16 protein-coding genes and 1 pseudogene are annotated in these 21932 nt (G+C 72.4%); 9 read left to right on the top strand and 8 right to left on the bottom strand.

The window, feature by feature from the left end; genetic code table 11:
• The first annotated feature begins 66 nt into the window (after positions 1-66).
• The 7 genes from C6N75_RS04880 (at position 67) to C6N75_RS04850 (ending at position 10271) form a co-directional block, all read left to right on the top strand.
• Entirely contained in the window at positions 67-1227 is a 1161-nt protein-coding gene (locus C6N75_RS04880; protein WP_105867595.1) for an acyl-CoA dehydrogenase family protein, read from the top strand.
• A 3-nt stretch (positions 1228-1230) separates the two neighbouring features.
• Positions 1231-2445, top strand: a complete 1215-nt coding sequence (locus C6N75_RS04875; protein ID WP_105867594.1) for an acetyl-CoA C-acetyltransferase — start codon at positions 1231-1233, stop codon at positions 2443-2445.
• 34 nt (positions 2446-2479) lie between these two features.
• On the top strand, positions 2480-4651 hold the full coding sequence (locus tag C6N75_RS04870) for a 3-hydroxyacyl-CoA dehydrogenase NAD-binding domain-containing protein (protein WP_105867593.1): 2172 nt from the start codon (positions 2480-2482) through the stop codon (positions 4649-4651).
• A gap of 306 nt (positions 4652-4957) precedes the next feature.
• Complete coding sequence (locus C6N75_RS04865) at positions 4958-5461, top strand: (2Fe-2S)-binding protein (RefSeq protein ID WP_105867592.1); 504 nt, start codon at positions 4958-4960, stop codon at positions 5459-5461.
• On the top strand, positions 5458-7626 hold the full coding sequence (locus tag C6N75_RS04860; protein WP_258177230.1) for a xanthine dehydrogenase family protein molybdopterin-binding subunit: 2169 nt from the start codon (positions 5458-5460) through the stop codon (positions 7624-7626). The genes C6N75_RS04865 and C6N75_RS04860 overlap by 4 nt, the downstream gene beginning before the upstream one ends.
• On the top strand, positions 7623-8609 hold the full coding sequence (locus tag C6N75_RS04855; protein ID WP_105867591.1) for an FAD binding domain-containing protein: 987 nt from the start codon (positions 7623-7625) through the stop codon (positions 8607-8609). Before C6N75_RS04860 ends, C6N75_RS04855 begins: the two co-directional genes overlap by 4 nt.
• 147 nt (positions 8610-8756) lie before the next feature.
• On the top strand, positions 8757-10271 hold the full coding sequence (locus C6N75_RS04850; protein WP_181160345.1) for an MFS transporter: 1515 nt from the start codon (positions 8757-8759) through the stop codon (positions 10269-10271).
• Between the two features lie 115 nt (positions 10272-10386).
• Here C6N75_RS04850 and C6N75_RS04845 read toward each other — a convergent pair whose 3' ends face one another.
• From C6N75_RS04845 to C6N75_RS04830, 3 genes are all read right to left on the bottom strand, one after another.
• The gene (locus tag C6N75_RS04845; RefSeq protein ID WP_105867589.1) at positions 10387-11346 is read right to left on the bottom strand and encodes an alpha/beta fold hydrolase; all 960 of its coding nucleotides are present in this window, start codon (positions 11344-11346) and stop codon (positions 10387-10389) included.
• Between the two features lie 311 nt (positions 11347-11657).
• Entirely contained in the window at positions 11658-12401 is a 744-nt protein-coding gene (locus C6N75_RS04840) for a MerR family transcriptional regulator (RefSeq protein ID WP_105867588.1), read from the bottom strand.
• Positions 12402-12646: 245 nt separating this feature from the next.
• A complete protein-coding gene (locus tag C6N75_RS04830; RefSeq protein WP_105867587.1) occupies positions 12647-13399 on the bottom strand; it encodes a TioE family transcriptional regulator in 753 nt (250 codons plus the stop codon).
• Positions 13400-13457: 58 nt separating this feature from the next.
• Here C6N75_RS04830 and C6N75_RS04825 point away from each other — a divergent pair.
• Positions 13458-14629 (top strand): annotated as a pseudogene (locus C6N75_RS04825) (erythromycin esterase family protein).
• 114 nt (positions 14630-14743) lie between these two features.
• On the opposite strand, the gene sph reads toward C6N75_RS04825, so the two are convergent.
• On the bottom strand, positions 14744-15694 hold the full coding sequence (gene sph, locus C6N75_RS04820) for a sphingomyelin phosphodiesterase (protein ID WP_407703192.1): 951 nt from the start codon (positions 15692-15694) through the stop codon (positions 14744-14746).
• Positions 15695-15950: 256 nt separating this feature from the next.
• Between sph and C6N75_RS04815 the strand changes: the two genes are divergently transcribed.
• A complete protein-coding gene (locus C6N75_RS04815) occupies positions 15951-16880 on the top strand; it encodes an oxygenase MpaB family protein (RefSeq protein ID WP_105867585.1) in 930 nt (309 codons plus the stop codon).
• A 10-nt stretch (positions 16881-16890) separates the two neighbouring features.
• Here C6N75_RS04815 and C6N75_RS04810 read toward each other — a convergent pair whose 3' ends face one another.
• From C6N75_RS04810 to C6N75_RS04795, 4 genes are all read right to left on the bottom strand, one after another.
• On the bottom strand, positions 16891-18300 hold the full coding sequence (locus C6N75_RS04810) for a GH1 family beta-glucosidase (protein WP_105867584.1): 1410 nt from the start codon (positions 18298-18300) through the stop codon (positions 16891-16893).
• 43 nt (positions 18301-18343) lie between these two features.
• Positions 18344-19270 carry a carbohydrate ABC transporter permease gene (locus C6N75_RS04805; RefSeq protein WP_105867583.1) on the bottom strand — a complete coding sequence of 309 codons (927 nt, stop codon included), beginning with the start codon at positions 19268-19270 and terminating at the stop codon, positions 18344-18346.
• On the bottom strand, positions 19267-20235 hold the full coding sequence (locus tag C6N75_RS04800; RefSeq protein WP_105867582.1) for a carbohydrate ABC transporter permease: 969 nt from the start codon (positions 20233-20235) through the stop codon (positions 19267-19269). The genes C6N75_RS04805 and C6N75_RS04800 overlap by 4 nt, the downstream gene beginning before the upstream one ends.
• 89 nt (positions 20236-20324) lie before the next feature.
• Positions 20325-21647 carry an ABC transporter substrate-binding protein gene (locus tag C6N75_RS04795; RefSeq protein WP_105867581.1) on the bottom strand — a complete coding sequence of 441 codons (1323 nt, stop codon included), beginning with the start codon at positions 21645-21647 and terminating at the stop codon, positions 20325-20327.
• Positions 21648-21932: the final 285 nt, after the last annotated feature.

Genomic DNA, 21932 nt, shown 5'->3' with positions numbered 1-21932 from the left:
CACCGCCACCGCGCCCGAAGAAGCCCCCGCCCCCGAGACCGACCCCGCCGCCGACAGGAGGCCCCGGTGAAACGCCTGCTGTTCACCCCCGAGCACGACGCGTTCCGCGAGACGGTCCGCACCTTCCTCGCCAAGGAGGTGCTCCCGCACTACGAGCAGTGGGAGCAGGACGGCATCGTCTCCCGGGACGCCTGGCGCGCCGCCGGCCGCCAGGGCCTGCTGGGCATGGCCGTCCCCGAGGAGTACGGAGGCGGCGGCATGCCCGACTTCCGCTACAGCGCCGTCCTCGCCGAGGAGTTCACCCGCGCCGGCACGCCCGGCCTCGCCCTCGGCCTGCACAACGACATCATCGGCCCCTACCTGACCGGGCTGGCCACCGAGGAGCAGAAGCGCCGCTGGCTGCCCGGCTTCTGCTCCGGCGAGACCATCACCGCCATCGCCATGACCGAGCCGGGCGCCGGCTCCGACCTCCAGGGCATCCGCACCACCGCCGAGGACCGCGGCGACCACTGGCTGCTCAACGGCTCCAAGACCTTCATCTCCAACGGCATCCTCGCCGACCTGGTGATCGTCGTCGCCAAGACCACTCCCGAGGGCGGCGCGCACGGCCTCTCCCTCCTCGTCGTCGAGCGCGGCGCGGCCGGCTTCGAACGCGGCCGCAACCTGGCGAAGATCGGCCAGAAGTCCCAGGACACCGCCGAGCTGTTCTTCCACGACGTGCGCGTTCCCAAGGACAACCTCCTCGGCGAGCTGAACGGCGCGTTCGTCCACCTGATGACCAACCTCGCCCAGGAGCGGATGGGCATCGCCGTCGCCGCCATCGCCGGCGCGGAACACCTGCTGGAGATCACCACCGCGTACGTCCAGGACCGCCAGGCGTTCGACCGGCCGCTGGCCAGGCTCCAGCACATCCGCTTCGAGATCGCCGAGATGGCCACCGAGTGCGCCGTCACCCGCGCCTTCCTGGACCGCTGCATCACCGACCACGCCCAGGGGACACTGGACGCGGTGCACGCCTCCATGGCCAAGTGGTGGGCCACCGAACTGCAGAAGCGGGTCGCCGACCGCTGCCTCCAGTTGCACGGCGGATACGGCTACATGGCCGAGTACCCGGTCGCCCGCGCCTTCACCGACGGCCGCATCCAGACCATCTACGGCGGCACGACCGAGATCATGAAGGAGATCATCGGCCGGTCCCTGCTGGACAACCCCTCCCGAAAGGTCTGACAGTTGAGCACCGAAGCGTACGTCTACGACGCGGTCCGCACCCCGCGCGGGCGCGGCAAGGCCACTGGCGCCCTGCACGGCACCAAGCCGATCGACCTGGTCGTCGGCCTCATCCACGAGCTGCGCGACCGCTTCCCGGGCCTCGACCCGGCCGCCGTGGACGACATCGTGCTCGGTGTCGTCGGCCCCGTCGGGGACCAGGGCTCCGACATCGCCCGGATCGCCGCCATCGCCGCCGGACTCCCCGACACCGTCGCCGGCGTCCAGGAGAACCGCTTCTGCGCCTCCGGTCTGGAAGCGGTCAACATGGCCGCGATGAAGGTCCGCTCCGGCTGGGAGGACCTGGTCCTGGCCGGCGGCGTGGAGTCCATGTCCCGGGTGCCGATGGCCTCCGACGGCGGGGCCTGGTTCAACGACCCGATGACCAACCTCGACACCCACTTCGTGCCCCAGGGCATCGGGGCCGACCTCATCGCCACCATCGAGGGCTTCACCCGCCGCGACGTCGACGAGTACGCCGCACTCTCCCAGGAGCGGGCCGCCGCCGCCTGGAAGGACGGCCGCTTCGACCGCTCCGTCGTGCCCGTGCGCGACCGCGCCGGACTCACCGTCCTCTACCACGACGAGCACCTGCGCCCCGGCACCACCGCCGACTCCCTCGCCGGCCTCAAGCCCTCCTTCGCCGACATCGGCGAGCTGGGCGGCTTCGACGCCGTCGCCCTCCAGCGCTACCACTGGGTGGAGAGGATCGACCACGTCCACCACGCCGGGAACTCCTCCGGCATCGTCGACGGGGCCGCCCTGGTCGCCATCGGGTCCAAGGAGACCGGCGAGCGCTACGGCCTCACCCCGCGCGCCCGGATCGTCTCCGCCGCCGTCTCCGGCTCCGAGCCCACCATCATGCTCACCGGGCCCGCCCCCGCCACCCGCAAGGCGCTCGCCAAGGCCGGCCTGACCATCGACGACATCGACCTGGTCGAGATCAACGAGGCGTTCGCCGCCGTGGTGCTGCGCTTCGCCAAGGACATGGGCCTCTCCCTCGACAAGATCAACGTCAACGGCGGCGCGATCGCGCTCGGCCACCCGCTCGGCGCGACCGGCGCGATGATCCTCGGCACCCTCGTGGACGAGCTGGAGCGCCAGGACAAGCGGTACGGCCTGGCCACCCTGTGCGTCGGCGGCGGCATGGGCATCGCCACCGTCGTCGAGCGCCTCTGACCGCCCCGTCCGCACCCCTCACGGAGAAGCCGAAATGACCGAGAGCACCACCATCCGCTGGGAGCAGGACGAGACCGGCGTCGTCACCCTCGTCCTGGACGATCCCGCCCAGTCCGCGAACACCATGAACCAGGCGTTCCGCGACTCCATCACCGCCGTCGCCGACCGCGCCGAGGCCGAGCGGGACTCCATCCGAGGCATCGTCTACACCTCCGCCAAGAAGACCTTCTTCGCCGGCGGCGACCTCAAGGACATGATCAAGGCCGGCCCCGCCGACGCCCAGCGCGTCTTCGACGGCGGCATGGCGATCAAGGACGCCCTGCGCCGCATCGAGACCCTCGGCAAGCCCGTCGTCGCCGCGATCAACGGCGCGGCTCTCGGCGGCGGCTACGAGATCGCCCTCGCCAGCCACCACCGCGTCGCCCTGGACGCCCCCGGCTCCAGGATCGGCCTGCCCGAGGTCACCCTCGGCCTGCTGCCCGGCGGAGGCGGCGTCACCCGCACCGTGCGCCTGATGGGCATCGCCGACGCCCTGCTGAAGGTCCTCCTCCAGGGCACCCAGTACACGCCGCGCCGCGCCCTGGACAACGGCCTGGTCCACGAACTGGCCTCCACCCCCGAGGAGATGCTCGCCAAGGCGCGGGCCTTCATCGACGCCCACCCCGAGTCCCGGCAGCCCTGGGACGTCCCCGGCTACAAGATCCCCGGCGGCACCCCGGCGCACCCCAAGTTCGCCGCCAACCTGCCCGCCTTCCCGGCCAACCTGCTCAAGCAGACCGGCGGCGCGCCCTACCCGGCCCCGCGCAACATCCTGGCCGCCGCCGTCGAGGGCTCCCAGGTCGACTTCGCCACCGCCCAGATCATCGAGTCCCGCTACTTCACCGAGCTGGTCACCGGGCAGACCGCGAAGAACATGACCCAGGCGTTCTTCTTCGACCTCCAGGCCGTCAACGCCGGCCGCAGCCGCCCGAAGGGCCCCGAGCCGCGCACGGTCACCAAGGTCGCCGTGCTCGGCGCGGGGATGATGGGCGCCGGCATCGCCTACTCGTGCGCCAAGGCCGGCATCGACGTCGTCCTCAAGGACGTCTCCGCCGAAGCCGCCGCCAGGGGCAAGGGGTACGCGGTCAAGCTGCTCGACAAGGCGCTCTCCCGGGGCCGCACCACCGAGGCGGCCCGCGACGAGCTGCTGGCCCGCATCACCCCCACCGCCGACCCGGCCGACCTCGCCGGCTGCGACGCGGTCATCGAGGCCGTCTTCGAGGACACCGCCCTCAAGCACAAGGTGTTCCAGGAGATCCAGCACGTCGTCGCCCCCGACGCGCTGCTGTGCTCCAACACCTCCACCCTCCCCATCACCCTGCTCGCCGAAGGCGTCGAGCGCGCGGGCGACTTCGTCGGCCTGCACTTCTTCTCACCCGTCGACAAGATGCCGCTGGTCGAGATCATCCGGGGCGAGCGCACCGGCGACGAGGCCCTGGCCCGCGCCTTCGACCTGGTCCGCCAGATCCGGAAGACGCCCATCGTCGTCAACGACTCCCGGGGGTTCTTCACCTCCCGGGTGATCGGCCAGTTCATCAACGAGGGCGTCGCCATGGTCGGCGAGGGCGTCGAGCCCGCCTCCGTCGAACAGGCCGCCGCCCAGGCCGGCTACCCCGCCAAGGTCCTCTCCCTGATGGACGAGCTGACCCTCACCCTCCCGCGCAAGATCCGCGACGAGACCCGCCGGGCCGTCGAGGAGGCCGGCGGCGTCTGGCCCGCCCACCCCGCCGACGAGGTCATCGACCGGATGGTCGACGAGTTCGGCCGCCCCGGCCGCAGCGGAGGCGGCGGCTTCTACGAGTACGGCGAGGACGGCCGCCGCACCCGCCTCTGGCCCGGCCTGCGCGAGCACTTCACCAAGCCCGACGTCTCGCTGCCCTTCAAGGACATGCAGGAGCGCATGCTCTTCGCCGAGGCCGTCGACACCGTCCGCTGCCTCGACGAGAACGTCCTGACCTCGGTCGCCGACGCCAACATCGGCTCCATCATGGGCATCGGCTTCCCCGCCTGGACCGGCGGCGTCCTTCAGTACGTCAACGGCTACGACGGCGGGCTGCCCGGCTTCGTCGCCCGCGCCCGCGAGCTGGCCGCCCTCTACGGCGAGCGCTTCCAGCCCCCGGCGTCCCTGGTCGAGAAGGCCGAGCGCGGCGAGACCTACCACGACTAGGAGCCGTCCGGTCGATCATGTGACTACTCCACGTTCGGTTCGTTGCCGTGGGGATGGGACGGGGTGATCCGAGTGATGCCGAGTGGGAACGGCTGCGGCCGTTCCTGCCGGTCGGCAACGGGCGTTGCGGCCGGTGACGAGATCACCGGCAGGTGATCGACTCCGCGGACGGAGCCTGGGCACACTTGCTGCAAGAACGCTGACGCGCGCCCTGTGCACCGCACACCACGCCCGGCAGCGCATGCGCGGCCGCCAGGGGCGCAATAGACTGGATCATCGTGGAGCGCATGGACTGGGGGTTTCCCCATGGAGAACATCACGCTCGATGTCAATGGGGAAAGGCACTTCCTCACCGTCGACATCAGGATGTCACTCCTCGATGCCCTGCGTGATTCCCTCGGCCTCACCGGGGCGAAGGCCGGATGCGAACGGGGCCATTGCGGGTGCTGCACCGTACTGGTGGACGGTCGGCGCGTCTACAGCTGCCTGACCCTCGCCGTCGCCGTGGCCGGTGCCGGTGCGCGCGTCGTGACAGTGGAGGGCCTGAGCAGGGCGGGTCCCCACCGTTTGCAGAAGGCATTCATCGCCCGTGACGCCTTTCAGTGCGGCTTCTGCACCCCTGGACAGCTGTGCTCGGCCGTCGCGATGCTCGATGAGGCCTCGCGTGAGCGGCCCTCTTCCGCAAGCGGCCCGTCGTCGGAGGGTCCGGCCCTGACGGAGACGGAAGTCCGCGAGCGGATGAGCGGGAACCTGTGCCGCTGCGGCGCCTACCAGAACATCGTGGCGGCGATCATGGACGTGGCGCCGTGACGCAGGCGGTGGTACGGGAAGCCGGGTCCGGGGCCCTGGGGGCCGCGGTACCCCGGCGGGAGGCTCCCGACAAGGTCACTGGCCGGGCCCGCTACACCGGCGACGTGGCGCTGCCGGGACTGGCGTACGTCGCGGTGGTGCCGGCGGCGATCGCTCACGGGCGGGTGACGGCCGTGCGCCCGGAGCGCGCCCTCGCGCATGCCGGTGTGCTGGCCGTCATCCACGGCGGCGCCTGCCCGCGCCTCCACCAGACCAGTGATGCGGATCTCGCGGTCTTCCAGTCGTCCTCGGTCACCTACCTGGGCCAGTTCGTCGCCGCGGTCGTGGCCGAGTCGCCGCAGATCGCCCGCGAAGCGGCTCGGATGGTGGAGGTGGACTACGCGGTCGCTCCGCACCGGGTCGAGCTGGACACCGCCGCCGCGGACCTCCACCGGTCGCCGGACCGCGGGCCCCACTTCCCGACGGACTGCTCGCACGGCGATGTGGAAGCGGCTCTGTCGCACGCGCCCGTCCGGGTCGACGCCACCTACACCACTCCCCCGTACCACCACCACGCCCTGGAGCCGCACGGGACGGTGGCGTACTGGCAGGCCGGGGGGCTGACCGTCCACGAGACCACCCAGGGGCCCTCGGGGACTCGTGACATCCTCGCGCGCCTCTTCGGCATCAGCCCCGACCGGGTGCGGGTCATCGCCCGGCACGTGGGGGGAGGCTTCGGCTCCAAGGCCGCGCCCAAAGCCCAGCTCGCCCTGGCCGCCGTAGCGGCACAGGTCGCCGGCCGGCCGGTCAAGACGGTGCTCACCCGCGAGCAACTCAGTGTCGTCGCCGGATACCGCACGCCGACCATCCAGCGCGTCCGGCTCGGCGCCGAGGCCGACGGTCGGCTCTCGGCCGTCTCGCACGTGGCATACGAGCAGACGTCCATGACGAGCGATCACGCCGAGTACGCAGCCGCCCCCACCCGCACCATGTACGCCGCGCCACATCGCGAGACCCGGCACTGGCGGGAGCGGCTGCACGTCCCATCCCCCACGTGGATGCGCGCCCCCGGCGAATGCCCCGGCATGTTCGCGCTGGAGTCGGCGATGGACGAACTCGCGCACGCGTGCGGGATCGACCCGGTGGAGCTGCGGTTGCGCAACGACACCGCGAACGATCCGCACAGCGGCCTGCCTTTCAGCAGCCGCAACCTCGCCGCCTGCTTGCGGACGGGGGCCGAGCGGTTCGGCTGGGCGGAGCGCGAGAGCCCACCCGCGCAGCTCGCCGGCGGACGCGGGTTCGTCGGCATGGGCGTCGCCGCGTCGACCATTCCGCAGTACCGGTTCCCGTCCAGGGCGAACGCGCAGGTCGACGGCCGCGGCCGCGTCACCGTGCGCATCGCGGCGGTGGACATCGGCACCGGGGCGCGTACGGCGCTGGCCCAGATCGCCGCCGACACCCTCGGCGTCGGCCTGGACCTCGTCGCCGTGGAGGTGGGCGACAGTGCTCTGCCTTCGGCCAGTTGGGCCGGACGGTCCAGCGGTACGACTTCCTGGGGGACGGCGGTGGTGCGCGCCTGCGAAGCCCTGCGGGCCGAGATGGCGCGTCGCGGCGGGGCCCTGCCGAGCGGCGGTTTGGAGGCTGCCTCCGACACGCTGGACGAGCTCGCCGCACCGCGTACGCACTCCCAGCACGCCTTCGGCGCGCAGTTCGCCGAGGTCGCGGTGGACACGGTCACACGAGAGGTCCGGGTGTCGCGCTTGCTGGGGGTCTTCGCCATAGGGCGGGTGATCAATCCGGTGACGGTGCGGTCGCAACTGATCGGAGGCATGACCATGGGGGTCTCCATGGCCCTGTGCGAGGAGGGTGTCCTCGATCCGCGGTACGGCCATTTCCACACGCGTGATCTCGCCGCGTACCGTGTCGCGACTTTCGCCGACGTCCCGGAGGTCGAGGCCTGCTGGGTGGACGAGGAGGATGTCGACACGAGCCCCATGGGGGCCAAGGGCGTCGGGGAGATCGGCATCGTGGGCACGGCGGCGGCCGTCGCCAACGCCGTGCACCACGCCACCGGTTGGCGCGTGCGCGACCTGCCGATCAATGCGCGCCACCTGGTGGAGGCGGAGGCGGCAGCGGGTCGCGAAGCGGCGGAGGGCGACCGGGCGGCAGCCGGTGAGCCGGGGTGAAGCCGTTCGCCTACGAACGGCCCTCCAGCGTCCCGGAAGCCGTCACGCTGGTCGCGGAGGAGCCCGGCGCCGTCTACGTGGCCGGTGGCACGAACCTCCTCGACCACCTCAAGCTGGGGATCGCCGCGCCACGGCTGCTGGTGGACGTCACCGGGCTGCCTCTCAACGCCGTCGAGGCACTCCCCGACGGCGGCATCCGCATCGGCGCCAACGTCCGCAACGCGGATCTCGCAGCCCACCCCGAGGTGCGCAGGCGCCGCCCCGTCGTCTCACAGGCGCTTCTGGCCGGTGCGTCACCCCAGCTGCGCAACATGGCCACCGTGGCGGGGAACCTGGTGCAGCGCACGCGGTGCCCGTATTTCCAGAACCCCGCCACACCGTGCAACAAGCGGCAACCCGGCTCCGGCTGCGCTGCCGCCGCGAGCCGCACCGAGCACCGCGCCCTGATGGGAGCCTCGGAGAGCTGTGTGGCGGTGCACCCCTCCGATCTCGCGGTCGCGCTCTGCGCGGTGGACGCCGTGGTGTGCGTGCAGGGCCGCTTCGGGCCCCGCCGGATCCCCGTCACCGCACTGCACCGGTTGCCCGGGGCCCACCCTGAGCGCGACACGGTGCTCGACCACGCGGACCTCATCACCGGGGTGGAACTGCCGCCGCTCCCGATGGCCACCCGATCCCGCTACCGCAAGGTCGGCGACCGGGCCTCCTTCTCCTTCGCCCTCGTGTCGGTCGCGGTGGTGGTAGACCTGGAGGGCGACGCCGTCAGGGACACCCGGATCGTCTTCGGCGGCCTCGCGACCAAGCCGTGGCGCGCCCGTCGTGCCGAGGCCGTCCTGCGGGGCGGGCCGGTCACCGCGGACCGGTTCGCGGCCGCCGCGCTCACGGAGCTGTCCGACGCCCGCACGGTGGAGGCCAACGCGTACAAGGTTCCGCTCGCCCGCGACACGCTGGTCGCAACGCTCCTCGACGCGTGCGGCAGGGCTTGAGCAGGCACTGAGGCGGGCGGAGGACGCGGGTGATCGTGAGGCGTCCTGAGTGTCCGCACGGGGCGGGGCTCACCGGGTTGGTACGTTCGCCTCATGAGCAGGCGTCACCGGTGGTGGGTGCTGGCCGTGATGACCTGCGCTTCATCGATGATCGCGATCGACGCCCTGGTGGTGCTGGTCGCCCTCCCCACCATCCAGCGGAGCATGGGCTCCTCCTCCACCGCATTGCAGTGGGTCATCACCGCGTACCTGCTGAGCTTCGCCGGCATGAGTGCGATCGGCGGGCGCATCGGCGACGACCTCGGCCATGAACGCGCCTTCCGGATCGGCACGTGGCTGTTCGTCGCGGCCTCGCTCGCGGCGGGCTTCGCCCAGTCCGACGCCTGGCTCATCGCGGCGCGCGCCGCGCAGGGAGCCGGCGCCGCCATCCTTCGCCCAGCCTCCCAGGTGATCATCTTCAAGGAGTTCCCCCTGGCGGAACGCGGGAAGGCCATGGGGATCTCGTCCAGCTTGTCCACGCTCTTCTACGGCATGGCCCCGCTCATCGGGGGAGTCGTGACGTCGGAGCTGTCCTGGCGTGCCGTCTTCTTCGTCAACCCGCCCCTCGGGATCGCCGCGGTGGTCCTCACCCGACTCCTGCTCACGGACGGGCCGCCGCGGCGCGAACCGGTCGACTGGGCGAGCGCGCCCCTGCTGTTCGCCGGTCTGGTCTGCGTGGTCCTGCCCCTCGCGCAAGCGCGGTACTGGGGTTGGTCCTCGGTCGCCGTGGTCTCGCTGTTCTCTGCCGGAGCCGTGTCACTGACCCTGCTGGCGGCCCGCGGCAGACGTGTCTCCCATCCGCTCCTCCACCTCGAACTCCTCCGGCAGCGACAGTTCGCCGTGGGCACGTCGGTCGTGTCGGCGGTGCGTTTCGCGTTCGTGGGCTTCGCGGTGTTCGGAGTCGTATGGCTTCAGGACGTGGTGGGGTTGTCGCCCTTCGAGGCCGGTCTCGCCGTGCTGCCCCTCACGCTCCCGACGGTGGTGTGCGCACCGCTGGGCGGCAGGCTCTACGACCGCCTGGGCCCGCGCGTTCCCCTGGGCTTCGGCATGGGCCTGTGTGTGGCCGCCCTGCTGTGCACGGCGCTGGCCCTGCATCAGCAGGACTTCGCCTGGCTGCTGGTCTTCTTCAGCGTGATGGGCATCGGGATGGGGCTGTGCGTCAGCCCTGCCTGGACCGCCGCGCTCGCCGGCACGGACCTGGGGATGCGCGGGCGCGCGGCCGGAGTAACCCAGACCGCCCGGGAGGTCGGCGCGGCCCTGGGGCTGGCGGTGATGGGCGCCGTCGTGACCCACGTACTGGGCGACAGGCTGGGGCAGGTCCTGCAACAGGACGGCCGCCTCCCCTCAGAGCGCACCGGCGAGGTCGCACGTTCGGTCGGGAAGGCGGTAGAGGCCACGCAGCAAGGGTCACGCCTGCCCGCGGGGCTTCCCGCCGACCTGGTCCCGGCGCTCAAGGACGCGGTCACCGCCGCCGTCTCAGCCGCGTTCTACGTGGGCGCGGCCGTGCTGTTCCTGGCGGCCTCGGCGGTCGTTCTGCTACCCCGGAGGACGGAGGCCGCCGAGAAGGCGGCTGAGGGAGACGTCGAGGGAGAGAGCAAGGACCGCGGCGGCGATCGCGGGTGAGGATGGACGACGGTGTGTGGCGGGTCCGCGTGGTGGGGAGGTGCGTGGCGGGGACAGCGGGCGGTTGCGTCGCGCGGGGTGTGGACGTCGTGGACGCCGGCGAAGGGGTGCGCGATCAGCCCTGGGCGGCGCGACCGTATACGAGTTTGATCATGCTGGTGGTGAGGTCGGGGTCGTTGATCTGGATGTAGTGGTCACTGCCGGTGGCAATGGTGTGGGGAGTCTGAGGCTCCAGATCGACCAAGGCGCCCTGCACCTTGGGCCAGGACGCCTCCAGCCGTTTCAGTACGGCTTCGGGAGCAGTGGGCGCCACGGCGAACGGCTCGGACTTGCTGAGGACCGCGGCGGGCACCCTCGGCAGGGAGGGCGCTCTCTCCACGGCGTTGATCGCCCCGTCGACGTCGACCTTCTCGAAGTCCTTGTCGTCGTCCAGAGTGGTGCCGGGCGCGTTGAGCAGTTTGGTGTACGCCGGCCAGTAGTCACCCATCAGCGATGCGATGTTGACGTTAAACGCGTCGACGAACACCAGTCCCGCCACGTTCTCGGGGTGCCGCTGCGCGTACAGGCGGACGATCATCCCTCCGAACGAGTGGCCGGTGAGTACGTAGGGTCCGGGGACCCCGGCCGCTGCGAGCACGCGGCCCAGATCATCGGCCATGCCGGACAGGGATCGCATCCCACCGACCGGAGTGCTGCGTTTGGTGAGGCTGGGTGATTCCCCGTAACGGACCGTGCCCGGGCGGTCGTACTCGCACACGCGGGTGAAGGCGGCCACACCGTCGAAGACGGACGGTTCGGATGGCACCGGAGGCTTGGTGTCGGTGATGTTCCACGTGTCCGAGGAGTCGTGGATACCCGATTCCAGGACCACTACGGGGCTCCCGCTCCCCTTGCAGTGCAGATACAGCTTGCGTCCGCCACCGATGTCGACCTGCCCTGAGAATTCGGTGCTCGACGCGGCGGACGCCTCGCTCGAGAAAGCGGTCGACTTCCGTGGGGCCGTGGCAACCACCATGCCCAGCGGCAGCACTACGGCCACGGTCACCCCGGCGACAAGCGCACGTTTCGAGCTCATGCACCGAATGTCGACCGCTCCGGGGTGGGCTGCAACTCGCCCGGCTGCGTTCCAGCCCCCTCGGTACGGCGTCAGGCGGGCGGGCCGGGAAGCCGCGGGCGGCCGGAAAATCACGGCCTCGCCACCGTGGCCGACAGCCGCAGGGAGGTTGAGGCCCCACGAACGCCTGGGCCTTCCGGCTCGGGCCTGACGGGGACGGCCGTCAGGTCGCAGTCGTGTCGACGCAGGCCGGTGTCCCGCACCGCGGCACCGGCCCGGTGGGCATGCCCCTCCCGCCGCCGCGCCGTGGTCACCGGGCGGCCGGACCGCCGTCACTCGCCGCCGCGGAACGCCGACCGCAGCTCGTCCTTCAGCGACCGCTGGAACGCGGTGACCAGCGCCTGGACGACCAGCGGCTGCATATGGGCGGAGAGCGACTTCATCGCCGCCACGTGCTCCGGGTCGCTCTCGCGCTCGCGGTAGGGGCCCCACACCTCGTCGCGGAACAGCCGGGTCAGCTCCTGGGCGGCCGAGCGGGTGTGCTCCACCAGCACCGTCCGCGCCGCGAGGATCGTCTCGTGCGCTATCGGCACGTCCAGCAGGCGCGCGCCCAGCCGCAGCAGACCGAGGTCCACCTGGAAGACGTCGTCCCGCTCGGTGCGGGCCAGCACCTCCATGGCGACCAGCCGGTCCACGTCCTGCGCCGACAGCGCCCGCCCGAGCCTCCGCTCCAGCTCCGTCCGGTCGGCGTCCTCGGTCGCGTCCGGGGCCCAGGCCGCCACCAGCGCGCGGTGGATGGCCAGGTCGTCGGCGCTCAGGTCCGGCGGCAACTGCTCCAGGTACCGTTCGATCGCCGACAGCGTCATGCCCTGCTGCTGCAACTCCTCCACCAGCGCCAGCCTGGCCAGGTGCTCCGGCCCGTACCGGCCGACCCGGCGCGGCCCGATGACCGGCGGCGGCAGCAGTCCCCGGGCGCTGTAGAACCGGATGGTCCGGACCGTGAGGCCGGCCCGGGCGGCCAGCTCGTCGACGGTGAGCGTCGGCTGCGACGGCTCTCCCTCGGTCTCGGTCGCCATGGTCGGGCCTCTCTTCCGGCTGCGGATGAGACATTATCGCTGTCTCACCAGCACTGTGAAAGACGGCTGATCCGCCCGGAACGGCCCCCTCGGGCCCACGCTCCCGGCTGCTCCGGGTTGCGCACCGCCCGGACGCGGACGACCCGGCGGCCGAAGCCGGCGAACGCCGCCACCGTCACCGCGGCCCCGGCGCGCTGGGCGACCGGTCCGGGCGGCCCGTTCACCGTGCGGGAGCCGCCGCCGGCTCATTCCCGTTCCCGCTCGCGGAGGTACGCGGCCAGCTCGGCGGCCCCGGTCAGCAGCGCCCGTCCGCGGACCGTCAGCCGGCCGTGCCAGTCGAGCAGGGCGTCCGCCAGCGGTTCGAGCCCGCCGGCCTCCCGCACCCGGGTGATCAGCGGGGCGATCTGCTCCAGCAGATGGCCGCCCCGCCGCAACTGGTGCACCAGCCGGGCGTCCCGTACGTCCGCCTCGGTGTAGACGCGGTACCCGGTCCGCGGATCGCGGCCGGGCCGCACCAGCCCGGCCCGCTCCCAAGCGCGCAGCGTCGCGGGCCGGACGCCGAGCCGGCCCGCCAGCGGACCGATGAACGCACCGCCGGGCCCCGGCCAGACGCCTGAGGCGGAGCGGGCGGAGGCCGCCGCGGGCTCGGCTCCCAGGTCGCGCAGTGCGCTCTCCACGGCCCGCAGGGTCCGCCGGTCCTCCCGGAGCTGCGCGTGGCTCTCGTCCACCAGGCGGAACACCTCGTCCATCGCGCCCTCGTGCACCGCCCGCATGATCGACGCCGCCGTCCGGTGCCCGTGGCCGGGCACCAGCGCGAGGAACGCGCCCAGGGCCAGTCCGTGCAGCGGGGTGTAGACGCGGTAGCCGCTGTCCGTGCGGCCGGCGGGCGGCAGGACGCCGGCCGCCTCGTAGTTCCGCACCGCCTGCGTGGACAGACCGTGCCGCCGCGCCAGGTCGACCGGCCGCAGCCGACCTCCGCTTTGAAGCTTTTCGCCCATTCACCCCGCCGATTCGCGCGAAAGTCTCCACCGTTGTTTCAACGATAGCGTTGACGGCATGCCCACCGACGTCGCAGAGACCACCCGTGCCCTGGAAGCCGCCGCCGTCATGGAGCTGCTGCCGGCCCGCCCCCGGGTGCTGGCCCTCGGGGAGCCCACCCACGGCGAGGACGACCTGCTCCGCGTACGCAATGCCCTCTTCCGGCAGCTCGTGGAGCGCGAGGGCTACCGGACCATCGCGATCGAGAGCGACTGCCTGGCCGGCCTGCTCGTCGACGACCACGTCACCGCCGGCACCGGCAGCCTCGACGAGGTCATGGAGCACGGCTTCAGCCACGGCTGGGGCGCCTCCGCCGCCAACCGCGAACTGGTCCGCTGGGCCCGGGAGCACAACACCGGCCGCCCGGCCGCCGAGCAGGTCCGCTTCGCCGGCTTCGACGGTCCGCTGGAGATGGCGGGCGCCCAGAGCCCCCGGCGGGCGCTCACCGCCTTGCACGCCCGCCTGGCCGCCCGAGTGGACGCGGACCTGCTGCCCTGCACCGCCGAGACGCTCGATCGCCTGCTCGGCGACGACGACCGGTGGACCGAGCCCGCCGCCATGACGGACCCGGCGCGGTCCGCGGGGCGTTCGGCCGAGGCCGCCGGGCTGCGCGTGCTCGCCGACGACCTGGTGGCGCTGCTCGACGAGCGGACCCCGCAGATGCTCGCGGCCGGCTCGCGGGAGGAGTGGGACCGGGCGCGTCTGTACGGGCGTACCGCCCTGGGCCTGCTGCGCTACCACCACGGGATGGCCGACGCCTCACCCGCTCGTATGACACGCCTGCTGGGCCTGCGCGGCCTGATGATGGCGGAGAACCTCCTCGCCCTCGCCGAACGGGGTCCGGTACTGGTCCACGCCCACAACGCGCACCTCCAGCGGGACATCGCCACCGCGCTGGGCACGATCCGGCACCAGGGGGTGGGCGCTCCGCCGCCGGACACGGTCGAGGGCCTGCTGACGCCCTCCCCGAGGACCGCTGCCTCGTCGACGCCGGCGAGCTGGCCGCCCTCCTCGGCGATCCGCGGCCCGTCGCCCGCGTATCGCCCTACCACGGCTACGCACCCCTCGACCCGGCCCGCCTCACCGCGTACGACGGCCTCGTGTTCGTCAAGGACCTGCCGCCGCCCGCCGCGGCGGCGCACCCCACCGCCGTCCGACAGCGTCCCCGTGGCCGGACGGGCCGGGCGTGACCGTGCAGCGGACCGGGGACGTGGGGCGCCGGACGGAACCGGCGCACACCGGGACCGCGACCGTCTCGGCTTCCTCCGGCTCGCGACGACCACGCCTTACCCGCATCCCCTGAGCTAGCGGGCCGAGCCGATCACCGGGTAGTGGTCGGAGAGGTTGGTGTACGTGTAGGAGGTGCCCCAACTCGACACCGTCCAGGGCGCGGTGGACTCCTTGACCACCTCGTTGCGCCAGGCCGCCGGGCGGGCGTGACCGGACCGGTGCAGCACGTGGTCCAGGTCCTCGCGCGGGTCGTCCGGGTAGCGCTCGGCGGCGATGGAGTTGTCCCGGGTGTCGAAGGAGTACGGGTGCCCGGTGCGGGCGTCCTCGCCCGCCAGGCCCGCGTCGGCCAGCATCGAGGCGTACTCTCCGCTGTGCCGGTCCACGTTGAAGTCGCCCGCGACCAGCACCTGCTCGGAGGCCGGGATGCGCTTGGCGTCCAGGAAGGCGTCCATGGCCTTGAACTGCCGGCTCCGCACGGCCGCCGCCTCGCCGGCCGAGCACCCGGGGTCGGTGGACTGGGCGTGGGTGCCGACCACGTGCACCCGGCTGCCGCGGACGTCCAGCACCGCGTAGACGAAGCCCTTGTTGGAGTACCAGTCGGAGCCGCAGGCGTCCTTGTAGACGTACTGCTCCTTGCGGACGATCGGCCACTTGCTGAGCACGGTCACCCCGCCGTCCTCCGGCGTGGTCGCCGAGTACGAGCCGCCGGTGGCGTCCCAGCCGCTCTTGCTCCGCCCCATGACGGGCGTCCGGTGCGGGTACTGGCCGGCCGCGTCGCGCAGCAGCGCGTCCGAGGTGCCGTTGTCGAACGCCTCCTGGAGGACCACCACGTCGTGCCCGCGGAAGAACGGCGCGGCCGGTATCGCCTTCGCCCGGTGCTCCTGGCCCCAGTTGGGGTAGAGCGTGCGGCTGAAGAGGAAGCTGTTGTAGCTGAGCACGCTCAGCGCGGGCGCGGCAGGAGCGGGCGCGGCGCTCGCCGCCGGGGCGGCCGCCAGCGCGGCGGCGGTGAGCGCGGTGGCGGCCACGGCCGCGGAGAGGCGGCGGACGACGGGGGAGAGCGGGGCGGATCGCGGCACGGGCACTCCTGACGGAGAGGGGATGTCGGACCTGGCGGGCCATATCCAAGCAGCCGCGGTTACCTTCCGGTAGCCATCCGGTGCCCCCGGACTTGCGCCCACCCGTCCACTGCGCCAACACCCCACACCGCCGCCGCATACTGGACAGCGGAACACACCGATCCCACACGCCCAACCAGCACCAACGGCCACAGAGCGGCGCACCATGACCACCACGCCAGAAGCCTCCCGACCGCGACCGGACGCGCCCCGGGCGGCGTCCGCCCGCCGCCCGGACCCCGTGCCGCCGCCGCCGGGCGGGGTGCTGTGGAGCCTGGTCGGCGACGTCCGCAGCCTGCTGATGCTCCCCGCCGCCCTGACCCTCCAGGTGGCCCACCCGGCCGTCGGCGCGGGCGTCGACACCCACTCGGTCTTCCGCACCGACCCCTGGGGCCGCGGCGAACGCTCGCTGCGCTCGCTCCAGCTCTGGGTCTACGGCGGAGAGCGCGCCGCCGAGGAGGGCCGCCGGCTGCGCGTCCTGCACCGCGCCATCCAGGGCGCCGACACCCGCGGCCGCCGCTACCACGCGCTCACCCCGGCCACGTACGCCTGGGTCCACGCCACCGGCTTCCCCGTCCAGCAGCACGCCTTCCGCTACCTGGTCCGCCCGCTCAGCGACGCCCAGCAGCGGGCCCTGTACGCCGAGTGGCTCCAGGTCGGGCGGATCCTCGGCATCCACGACCGGGACATGCCGCAGACCATCGAGGAGTTCCGGCCCTACTACCGCCGCATGCTCGCCGAGGAGATCGAGGCGACCCCGGTGGTCCGCGAGCTGGTCGACCCGGCGGCCCGGCTCCCGCCGCCCGACCGGGGCCCCTGGCCGCTGCGGCTGGTCCTGCGGGCCCTGTGGCCGGTCCTCTCACCGGCGCTCGTGCGCGGCCGAGCCTTCCTCACCACCGGGCTGATGCCACCGGAGGCCCGGGCCGCGCTCGGGCTGGAGTGGACCCCGGCCCAGGAGCGGCGGCTGCGGCGCCTGTGCCGGATCGTCCGGCTCACCGTCCCCGCCCTGCCCGAGCGGCTGCGCTACCTGCCGCTCGCCCGCGAGGCCAGACGGCAGGCGCGGGCGGAGGCCCGGCGCGGCCGGACCTCCCGCTGAGCGCCGCCGCTCAGGACGCCGCCAACCCGTTGCGGGCCACCACCCGCGCGTACCAGCGGGCGCTGTCCTTCGGCGTACGGCGCTGGGTCGCGAAGTCCACGTGCACGATGCCGAACCGCTTGCCGTAGCCGTACGCCCACTCGAAGTTGTCCAGCAGCGACCACAGGAAGTAGCCCCGCACGTCCACCCCGTCCGCCAGCGCCCGGTGCACCGCGGCCAGGTGGGCGTGCAGATAGGCCACCCGCTCCGGGTCGTGCACCGCGCCCGAGGGGTCGGCGTAGTCGTCGTACGCCGCGCCGTTCTCGGTGATCACCAGCGGCACGTGCGGCAGTTCGTCGCGCAGCCTGACCAGCAGCTCGTACAGCCCGTCCGGGTCCACCGGCCAGTCCATCGCCGTACGCGGCCCCGGAGCGGGTTCAAACCGCACCCGGTCCTCCGCGCCCGGCCACGGGGACGGCGACTCCGACACGCCGGCCCCCACCACGGTGGGGGAGTAGTAGTTGATGCCCAGCGAGTCGATCGGCTCGGAGGCGACCGCCAGGTCCCCGTCCCGGACGAAGGACCAGTCCGTCAGCGCGGCCGTGTCCGCCACCAGGTCCTCCGGCAGCCGGCCGTGGAACACCGGGTCCAGGAACACCCGGTTGCCCAGGGCGTCGATGCGCCGCGCCGCGTCCCGGTCCGCCTCCGAACCGCTCAGCGGCCGGACGGCGTGCAGGTTCAGCGTCAGCGACACCTCCGCCGGGCCCGGCAGCGCCGCCCGCAGCGCCCGTACCGCCAGGCCGTGCCCCAGGTTGAAGTGGTGCGCGGCCCGCAGCGCCGCCGCCGGCTCGGTCCGCCCCGGGGCGTGCACCCCGGAGGCGTAGCCCAGGTACGCGGCGCACCACGGCTCGTTCAGCGTCGTCCAGGTCGCCACCCGGTCGCCCAGCGCGCCCGCCACCAGCCCGGCGTAGTCGGCGAAGCGCTCCGCGGTCTCCCGGTGCGGCCAGCCGCCCGCCGCCTCCAGCTCCTGCGGCAGGTCCCAGTGGTAGAGCGTCGCCACCGGCCGGATGCCCGCCTCGCGCAGCTCGTCGGTCAGCCGCCGGTAGAAGTCCAGGCCCTTCTGCACCGCCGGCCCGCGCCCGGTGGGCTGCACCCGGGACCAGGACACCGAGAAGCGGTAGTCGCTCACCCCCAGATCCCGCATCAGCGCGACGTCCTCGCGCATCCGGTGGTAGTGGTCGGCGGCGATGTCACCGGTGTCCCCGTTGCGGACCTTGCCCGGCGTACGGCTGAAGACGTCCCAGATCGACGGCGTACGGCCGTCCTCGGCGGCGGCCCCCTCGATCTGGTACGCGGCGGTGGCGGTGCCCCAGCGGAATCCGGTGGGGAACGTCAGCCCGGACTCGGCGCGGGCCTGCGGACGTGCGTCGACGGCGGTCATCGGAACATGGCTCCCAACGGTCGTGAGAATAAGGAGATCGGGCTCAGCCCTTGACGGCGCCCTGCATGATGCCGCCGACGATCTGCCGCCCCAGCAGACCGAAGACCAGCAGCACCGGCAGCGTCCCCAGCAGCGTGCCGGCCATGATCACCGACTGGTCCTGGACATAACCGCCGCCCAGTTGGCGCAGGGCCACCTGCACGGTCGGGTTCTGCGAGGACAGCGCCACGATCGGCCAGAAGAAGTCGTTCCAGGCGGCCATGAAGGTCAGCAGCCCCAGCACCGCCATCCCCGGCCGGGCGATCGGCACCACGATCGACCAGAAGATCCGCGCGGAGGACGCCCCGTCCACCCGGGCCGCCTCGATCAGCTCGTCGGGCAGCGTCTGCACCAGGAACTGGCGCATGAAGAACACCCCGAACGCCGACACCAGACCGGGCAGGATCACCGACTGGAGCTGGTTCACCCACTCCAGCTTCGCGATCACCATGAACAGCGGGATCACCCCGAGCTGCGGCGGGATCATCATGGTGCCCACCGTCAGCGCCAGCAGCGCCCCCCGCCCGCGGAAGCGCAGCTTGGCGAAGGCGAAGCCGGCCAGCGTGCAGCACAGCACCGTGCCCACGGTGATCGAACCCGACACGATGAGGGAGTTCAGCAGCGCCAGACCGATGTCGGCTTCCTCCATCACCGCCTGGAAGTTGGACATCAGGTTCGGTCCGGGCAGCAGCGACGGCGGCACCTGGGCCAGGTCGGCGTTGGAGCGGCTGGCCGCGACGATCGTCCAGTAGAACGGGAACGCGGAGACCAGCACGGCCACGCTCAGCACGGCGTACGCGAGCCATCCGGCCTTCATGGTCCGCCCCGCACGGCTGCGGCCCCGCGCCCCCGGCCGCTTCGGCGTCCCGGCCTCCGGCGGCGCCTGCACCGGCGGGGCCGACGGGACCGGCGCGTTGGCGAGTGCGGTCATCGACCGGCCTCCTTGCGGATGCGGCGGCGCGCGACCAGGGCGTTGACCCCGACCACCACCACGATGAGCAGGAACATCACCCAGGCGATCGCCGCGGCGCGCCCCAGGTGGAAGAAGCCCCAGCCCTGCTCGTACATGTAGAGCCCGAGCGTCTGGTACTGGTGCGAGATGCCGCCGGAGACGCTGCCCTCGAACAGCAGCGGCTCGCCGAACAACTGCGTCGCGCCGATGGTCGACACCACGGCGGTGAACACGATGGTGGGCCGCAGACCCGGCAGCGTCACATGCACGAACTGCCGCCAGCGCGACGCCCCGTCCATCTCCGCGGCCTCGTACAGCTCCTGCGGGATGGACTGCATGCCGGCCAGGTAGATCAGCGCGTTGTAGCCGGTCCACCGCCAGACCACGATGGTCGACACCGCGATCTGCGAGGCGACCGTCCCCGTCTGCCAGTTCACCGGACCGAGCCCGACCACCCCGATCAGGTAGTTGATCAGCCCGAAGTCCCGGCCGAACAGCTGCGCGAAGACGAGGGTGGCGGCGGCCACCGAGGTGGCGTAGGGCAGCAGCATCGCCGTCCGGAAGAACGTCCGCCCGCGCAACCGGTAGTTGAGCAGGTGCGCCAGGCCCAGCGCCATCACCAGCTGCGGCGCCGTGGACAGCACGCCGATGGTGAAGGTGTTGCGCAGCGAGAGCCAGAAGAACTCGTCGGTGAACACCGCCGTGTAGTTGCCGAGCCCGCGCCACTCCATCTCGCCGGGCGTCTGGAGCTCCACCCGGTACAGCGACACGAACGCCGTGTACACCAGCGGGAACAGCCCGAAGGCGGCGAACAGCGTGAAGAACGGCGCGATGTACGCGTACGGGGTGGCCTTGCGCCACAGCCGCCGCGCGGCGGGCGGACGGGGCTGCCGCCGGGCGGCGCCGGGCGGGGCCGCCGGCTCCGCCGGTGCGAGGAGGGACACGGTGCGGCCCTTCGTTCTGGGGTGGATCGGGAGCGGGTCGGTGCGGGGAGGGGTCCTTGCGCGGAAGGCGCCCCTCCCCCCGGGGGGCGTCAGCCGGTCGCGTTGGCGACGCCCTTCCTCGCGTTGGCCCACGCCTTGTCCGGCGAGGTGCCCTTGCGCTCGACCTCGCTCAGCGCGTTGGTGATCTGGTCGGCGACGTTCTTGTCGTGGACGCCCAGCACCTGCACCGGGGCCGCCTTGGCCGCGTCACCGAAGATCCGGCCGATCGGGGCGCCCGAGAAGTACGGGTCGGTGGCGTCGGCGACCTGGGCGATCGCACCGGTGGAGGAGGGGAAGTTGCCGACCTTGCGGAACAGCTTGGCCTGCTGCTCGGGCGCGGTGAGCCACTTGACCAGCTCGTACGCCTCCTTCTTGTGCTTGGCCGCGCGCGGGACGCTCAGGTAGGAGCCGCCCCAGTTGCCCGCGCCGCCGGGCAGCTTGGCGATGTCCCACTTGCCCTTGCCCGCGTCGCCGGCCTGGCCCTTGATGTAGCCGAGCATCCAGGCCGGGCACGGGATGGTGGCGAAGGAACCGGCCGAGAACGCCTGGTTCCACTGCGGCGACCACTGGTCGAGCTTGGCGCTCAGCCCGTCGGCGGCGGCCTGGGTGGCGGCGTCCCAGGCGTCCTTCAGGGCCGGGTTCCGCTCGTAGATGAGCTCGCCGGAGGCGTTGTAGTACCGCTCCTCCTCCTGGCCGATCATGATCGTGTAGAGGCTGCCGACGCTGTCCAGCCAGGTGCTGCCCTTGGGGGCCTTGGCCTTGTACTGCTTGCCCAGCGCCAGATAGCCGTCCCAGGTGGACCACTCGGCGGCCAGTTCCTCGCGGTCGGTGGGCAGCCCGGCCTGCCGGAAGAGGTCGGTGCGGTAGCACATCGCCTCGGGGCCGGTGTCGGTGCCCAGACCCAGGACCTTGCCGTCCTTGCTGGTGGCGGCGGACCACTTGAAGTCGGCGAACTCCTTCTTGAGCTCCCCCGCCCCGTACGCGCCGAGGTCCTCGAACTTGTCGGACTGCTGCTGGGTGACGGAGGCGATGCGGCCGACCTCGATGCCCTGGACGTCCGCCAGGCCGCCGCCGCCGGCGAGCCGGGTCTGCAACGACTTCCAGTAGTCCTGCTCGTCCTGGGTGTCGGTCTGCTTGATGGTGATGCCGGGGTGGAGCTTCTCGTACTCGGCGTACAGCCCGGCCTCCTTGTAGCCGAACGACCCGAAGAGGTCGACGGTCAGGGTGGTCTTGCCGTCGCCGGAAGCGCTCTCGGAGGAGCCGGACCCGCAGGCGGCCAGCAGGGCCGCGGCGAGGGCGACCGCGCCGGCGCGGACGGCCGCCCTGCGGGCGGAGCCGGGCCTTCTGGCTGCGGCGGCTCGGGAGTCGGACATGGGCGGGGCCTCCTTGGCGCGGACTGTTCCCAGCACGGAGGAGAGCGCCGAAGCCGCGACGGCTTCCCGACCGGGTGGAGCACGATCTGAGAGCGCTCTCAAAGATGCGTCGAGAGCGTCCCGCGCCACCCCGGCCCCCGTCAAGGCTCGAACGCATAACGGCTCCGACACGCTGCCAAGTGCCGCGTGTTTCCGCTGTATTGACAGCCCTGTTTCAGGAGTTTTACGTTCCTGGGCACCTGAGAGCGCTCTCGAAACGCTCTCCCGCCCTCCCCGAGGTGCCCC

Source organism: Streptomyces solincola (assembly GCF_002982015.1).
GTDB classification, from domain to species: Bacteria; Actinomycetota; Actinomycetes; order Streptomycetales; family Streptomycetaceae; genus Streptomyces; species Streptomyces solincola.
This window is presented reverse-complemented; position numbering and strand designations above follow the sequence as displayed.

Bases quoted from the DNA above. Each gene is read 5' to 3' on its own strand.
- C6N75_RS04870 (WP_105867593.1), top strand. From the start codon at position 2,480: ATGACCGAGAGCACCACCATCCGCTGGGAGCAGGACGAGACCGGCGTC.
- C6N75_RS04865 (WP_105867592.1), top strand. From the start codon at position 4,958: ATGGAGAACATCACGCTCGATGTCAATGGGGAAAGGCACTTCCTCACC.
- C6N75_RS04850 (WP_181160345.1), top strand. From the start codon at position 8,757: ATGATCGCGATCGACGCCCTGGTGGTGCTGGTCGCCCTCCCCACCATC.
- C6N75_RS04845 (WP_105867589.1), bottom strand. From the start codon at position 11,346: ATGAGCTCGAAACGTGCGCTTGTCGCCGGGGTGACCGTGGCCGTAGTG.
- C6N75_RS04840 (WP_105867588.1), bottom strand. From the start codon at position 12,401: ATGGCGACCGAGACCGAGGGAGAGCCGTCGCAGCCGACGCTCACCGTC.
- C6N75_RS04830 (WP_105867587.1), bottom strand. From the start codon at position 13,399: ATGGGCGAAAAGCTTCAAAGCGGAGGTCGGCTGCGGCCGGTCGACCTG.
- C6N75_RS04815 (WP_105867585.1), top strand. From the start codon at position 15,951: ATGACCACCACGCCAGAAGCCTCCCGACCGCGACCGGACGCGCCCCGG.
- C6N75_RS04810 (WP_105867584.1), bottom strand. From the start codon at position 18,300: ATGACCGCCGTCGACGCACGTCCGCAGGCCCGCGCCGAGTCCGGGCTG.
- C6N75_RS04805 (WP_105867583.1), bottom strand. From the start codon at position 19,270: ATGACCGCACTCGCCAACGCGCCGGTCCCGTCGGCCCCGCCGGTGCAG.
- C6N75_RS04795 (WP_105867581.1), bottom strand. From the start codon at position 21,647: ATGTCCGACTCCCGAGCCGCCGCAGCCAGAAGGCCCGGCTCCGCCCGC.